The sequence below is a fragment of the Sphingopyxis flava genome (genome assembly GCF_900168005.1).
Lineage (GTDB): Bacteria > Pseudomonadota > Alphaproteobacteria > Sphingomonadales > Sphingomonadaceae > Sphingopyxis > Sphingopyxis flava.
This window is the reverse complement of record NZ_FUYP01000070.1, coordinates 1-4,660: the sequence shown is the minus strand read 5'-3', so window position 1 is coordinate 4,660 and position 4,660 is coordinate 1. Positions and strand designations below refer to the sequence as shown.

Annotated in this window: 4 protein-coding genes; 2 read left to right on the top strand and 2 right to left on the bottom strand. The window is 62.8% G+C overall.

Features of this window, described 5'->3' with window-relative positions:
* Positions 1-294 precede the first annotated feature (294 nt).
* Positions 295-585 (top strand): hypothetical protein, encoded by a 291-nt coding sequence (locus B5X69_RS20190; RefSeq protein ID WP_079640281.1) that lies wholly within the window; start codon positions 295-297, stop codon positions 583-585.
* Here the strand turns inward: B5X69_RS20190 and B5X69_RS20185 are convergent.
* Both B5X69_RS20185 and B5X69_RS20180 read right to left on the bottom strand, forming a co-directional pair.
* The gene (locus tag B5X69_RS20185) at positions 536-1,777 is read right to left on the bottom strand and encodes an MFS transporter (RefSeq protein WP_079640280.1); all 1,242 of its coding nucleotides are present in this window, start codon (positions 1,775-1,777) and stop codon (positions 536-538) included. The genes B5X69_RS20190 and B5X69_RS20185 overlap by 50 nt on opposite strands.
* A 99-nt stretch (positions 1,778-1,876) precedes the next feature.
* A complete protein-coding gene (locus B5X69_RS20180; protein WP_079640279.1) occupies positions 1,877-4,150 on the bottom strand; it encodes a TonB-dependent receptor in 2,274 nt (757 codons plus the stop codon).
* A 269-nt stretch (positions 4,151-4,419) separates the two neighbouring features.
* On the opposite strand from B5X69_RS20180, the gene B5X69_RS21650 reads away from it, so the two are divergent.
* A complete protein-coding gene (locus B5X69_RS21650) occupies positions 4,420-4,569 on the top strand; it encodes a helix-turn-helix domain-containing protein (protein ID WP_176141716.1) in 150 nt (49 codons plus the stop codon).
* The last annotated feature ends 91 nt before the right edge of the window (positions 4,570-4,660 follow it).

Genomic DNA, 4,660 nt, shown 5'->3' with positions numbered 1-4,660 from the left:
CTGCTCCCCGTCACTGCAACGTCGCGCCAACCTACGCAAATCCGTCGCAGAATAGTCCCCTCGAACGCCAATCGCTCCCGCCATCACGTGCCTCCAACTGTTCGCGATGGTGAATCAGAAAATCAGCCGCTTGGGAATCCACTCCGTGAGTCAGCCTCAACGGGATTTGGTATAAGCGATGCGAGCTCCCGATTGGACAAAGAGGGGTTTGCCAGCGATCGCGAAACGCCGGATAGATGCCAAGCGAGAGCCTCTATCGGTCGAACGAACACCTATTAAGCCGGAGAGAGCACGATGCACGATCAGGCCGAGGAGTGGACCTGGCGGCAAAAATCCGTCCTCGCGCTCTGTGCACTGGCAATTGTGCTTGACGGATTCGACGCGCAGGTGATCGGTTTTGCCGCGCCGGCGATGCTGACGGACTGGGGCATCGCCAAGGCCGATCTGGCGCCGATCCGGCACCAGGGCGTTGGCTGCGTTTCGCTTGGTGCATCAGCACGATCACATCTTCGCTCGAAGACGCGCGTGCCGATGGTCAGGATCGCGGCCCGGCAAACCGCGCGCGGAGCGACAGGGCGGCAATAGCCAGCAGGCCAAGCAGCAGCAGCAGGAACGTCGGCCGCCAAGTGCCGGTGGCGTCGAACAGAAGGCCTGCCAGCATCGGCATGCCCAGCATCATCGGGGCCTGCGCCGTGCGCGAAGCACCGACGACCATCGCATAGTCGCCAAGGCCGAAGCGCCGCGCCAGGATCACGCCGAACAGCGGCAACGCACCGCCAAGGCAGACGCCGAAGCACACCGCCGCTCCGATCAGCATCGGCGCGCTGCCGCCGATCAGCCACAACGCCATCGACGCCGCGCCTATGGCCGACGCGGCTGCAAGTGCGAAATCGAGGCGCACCTTATCGGCGACAAATCCGAAACCGACCTTGGCGAGCAGTGCCACCCCGCCCTGAAGCGACAGCAGGCCTGCTGCGGCATAGGCCGACAGCCCCTGCGCCACGGCATAGGGAATGGCCGCCGAGATAATCGCCAGGTTCGCACTGAAAATCGCCCCCACGGCCAGCGTGACGATCCAGAAGTCCGCGCTGCGATAGACCCGCTCTGGCGGTCTGGCGGGAGCGGCCTCTCCCTTCATGCTCGTCTGCGCGGGCGATGCAGGCGCAGGCGATGGGGTTAGGCGCTCGGCCTCGGGCACCTCACCCGGGAAGCGCGCCTTCCATGCGATGAACGGTGTCAATGCGGCAAGGCTGGCCGCGGAGACGAGGAAGGTCGCGCGCCAACCGATCGTATCGATCAGAAACATCAGCAGTGGCGGATAGACGATGCTGGCAAAAGACGTACTGGTAACCGCAATACCCATCGCCAGGCCGCGCCGCCGTTCGAACCAGTGAACGATGAGGATGTTAGTCAGCTGCACGCTCAACAGCGCGTCGGCCAGGCCCGCGACAAGCCCGTATCCGATCAGGACCGTCATGAAATCGGCGGCCTGCGACACGATGGTCAGCCCTGCCACCTGCCCGACCGCGCCGGTCAGCATCACGGTACGCACCGATACCCGGCGCAGCAGCCAGCCGATGGGAATACCGGCAAATCCGCTGAACAAAGTTACCAGTGTCAGGATCAGCGCGATGGCGGTGCGGCTTGCCTGAAACTCGCGGTCGAACACGCCGCTGAACACGCTGAAACCGTAGTAGATCGGCCCGCTGGCGAGGAACTGAACGAGGAAGGCGAGGACGACGGCATACCATCCCGGATAGAAGCGCGCCGCTGTCACATGACGGCCCCTTCACTTGCCAAGCGCCGGAGCTGGCAGGGCCAGAACGCCCCGCCTGCCCCGCCCTGCGGCCTGTCGATCCACGCCCCCGCCATCGCCCTAGAACGAATAGCCGAACCGCACGCCATAGGTACGCGGCGCCGCGAAGCGCGCGCCCGTCAGCGTGCCACGGTCGATCGGTGTCGTGCTGGTCGCTGGCGACGAATAATTCGACAGCACGTCCATCCAGGTGCGCACCAGCTCGTCGGTCAGGTTCTGGCCATAGGCCGCAATAGACCACCCGGCATCGTCCTCATACCGGATCTGCGCGTTGAGGTTGACGTAGGCGGGCTGCGAAACCTCGCTGCCGTTCGCCAGCGTCGCCAGCCCGAAATAGTTGAAATAGGCACGGCTGCGGTACGAGGCGTCGGCGTGCAGGTTCACCATGCCGTTGCCAAGGGGAATGTCATAATCGACATTGCCGACAAGCGACCATTTCGGCGCATTGGGCAGCGGATTGCCCTTCACGTTCTGAACGCCGGCATTGAACGGTGCCGAAGTGCCAGTGCACGGCAAAGTCGGTTCGCACAGGATGGCATCGCCGATCTTCGTCTTCAGATATTCGCCGCCAAGGCCAAGCGTCAGCCGATCCACCGGGCGCAGCGTCAGCTCGACATCGACACCCTGAATCTTCGCGCTGTCGGCATTGACGATGCGCCGCACGAAGCTGGTGCCCCCGCCGACCAGCTGCTGGATCTGCAGGTCTTCATAGTCGGCATGGAAGAACGCCAAATTAAAACGGCCCCTGCGATCGAGGAACGATGCCTTGATCCCGGCCTCGTAGGACCAGATCTTTTCGGGCTTGAAGGTGTTGAACGGGTTGTTCTCGGCAAAGCCGCCCGATTTGAACCCGCTCGTCGCGGTGGCATAGAGCATGAGGTCAGACGTGGGGCGGTATTCCGCGCCCAGCTTGGGCGACCAGCTCTTGTCGGTGCGCGTCGCTTCGGCAAGGCCGGCGGGAACGTTGGCGGTGTAATAGTTGAACTGGCTGTAATCCTTGCGCTCTTCCGAATAACGCACGCCCGCCGTCAGCGTCAGGTCGGGCGTTACGTTGGCACCGGCATCGACGAAGCCGCTGACTGTCTCGTCGTCGAGCCAGCGGTCGAAGGTCTGGTCACTCGTCCCCGCGCCAACGACGGTTTCGGAGAAGGACAGCGGACGAAAAACGAACTGCTTCGCCTTTTCGCGGTGATAATTGGCACCGACGGTGACAAAGAAGGGCGCGGCGCGATCGGTGGCGACGTAGCTTTCATGATAGAACTGGCGCGAGCGCAGCGTGTCACCAAGGATCGCCCCGCCGATGTTCAGCGCCGGCCAGTAGGGCCCGTCATTGGCGTCGAAATCGCTGACCGTGGGGCCGGAATTGAACTGGCGGAAGCTGGTGATCGAGGTGAGATCGCCAAAGCCCAGATCGCTTTTCAGCGTCAGCGCCACCCCGCGATCGCGCGAGGTGGAGCGGTTGACGAAATTGTTGCGCACCTCCCACGGGTCGGGAAGATAGTCGCTGTCGTCGAAAAAGAAGAAGATCGAGTCCGGGTTCAGCTCCTTGTAGTAGTCGCTGAACTTGCGATAGGAATAGTCGCCGCGCAGCGTCAGCGAGGTGGCGTCGGACACGTCCGCCTTGAACGTCACGCGCACGCCCATCGTGCGATCGGCATTGGGCCTGTTGCCCAGCGTCAGGTTGCGGGCATAGCCGTCATGCTCGTCGTAGAGCACGGAGAACAGCGCGCCGACGCGGTCGCTCACCGGGCCGGAGGCGGTCATGCGGAAGGTCCGCGCATCGTAGTTGCCATAGGATGCATCGGCGTCGAGGCGCATCGTGCTGCCCGGTTCGCGCGTGATGATGTTGATCGCGCCGCCGGTGGCGTTGCGGCCGTAGAGCGTGGCCTGCGGGCCTTTCAGCACCTCGACCCGCTCGACATTGCCGAACTTCTGCAGCGCCTGCTGCTGGTTCGACAGGTACACCCCGTCGAGATAGGTCGCCACGCTGGAGCCGGCACCCAGCCCTAGGATGCTGGTGCCGATGCCGCGCATGTAGATCAGCGTCTGGCCGACGTTGCCGCTGGTGAAAGTGAGGCCCGGCACCGCCGATTGCAGCGCCGCGCTATCGGTCACGCCCGACTTGGTGAGGGTGTCGCTGGACAGGACCTGGATGGTCAGCGGCGTCTTCTGTACGCTGGTCGACGCGCGGGTTGCGGTGACGATGATGTCGTTGACGCCGCCGCTGTCCTGCGCGGCATCGGTTGTTCCGGCGGACACGGTTTCATCCTGCGCGAAAGCGGGAGCGGTGGCAAAGGCGATGGCCACGACGCTGCAGAAAACGATGCTTTTCATAAGATTCCCTCATCTTGTTTTTGTCCACCGCCAAACCCGTATTAGTTCGATCCGGTTGTGCGATGGGGAACGGCCCCATAGATCATATCAGCGCCCATCCGTACGCTTTTCCGGGCGCGACCCTGCAAGCATCACGTAGCGGAACGATGGCCCTGACCCCGCGCAAGGCAGTTTTACGCCGACTGCAAAAATGGGCTAATCTCTCTGACACTGCTTGCCATGCACGGGCCGCAAACTGCGTCTGCGGGCATCAGCTGAAGGGAGGGGCTATGTCCGAATTGCATGATTTCGAGATCTTCATGGTGACTGCCCGGACCAGTAGCTTCACCGAAGCTGCCGGAGAGATGCGCCTGTCGGTCGCTACGGTCTCGCGTGCTATACTGCGGTTGGAGAACGCGCTCGATTGCCGCTTGTACTAGTCACCTGAATCTGAAGTTCGGCTCATTGTTTTTTGGCAGAAGCGTTTGACGGAGGCGAGGATCTCGTCTGCGGATTTGACCCACTTGTAGG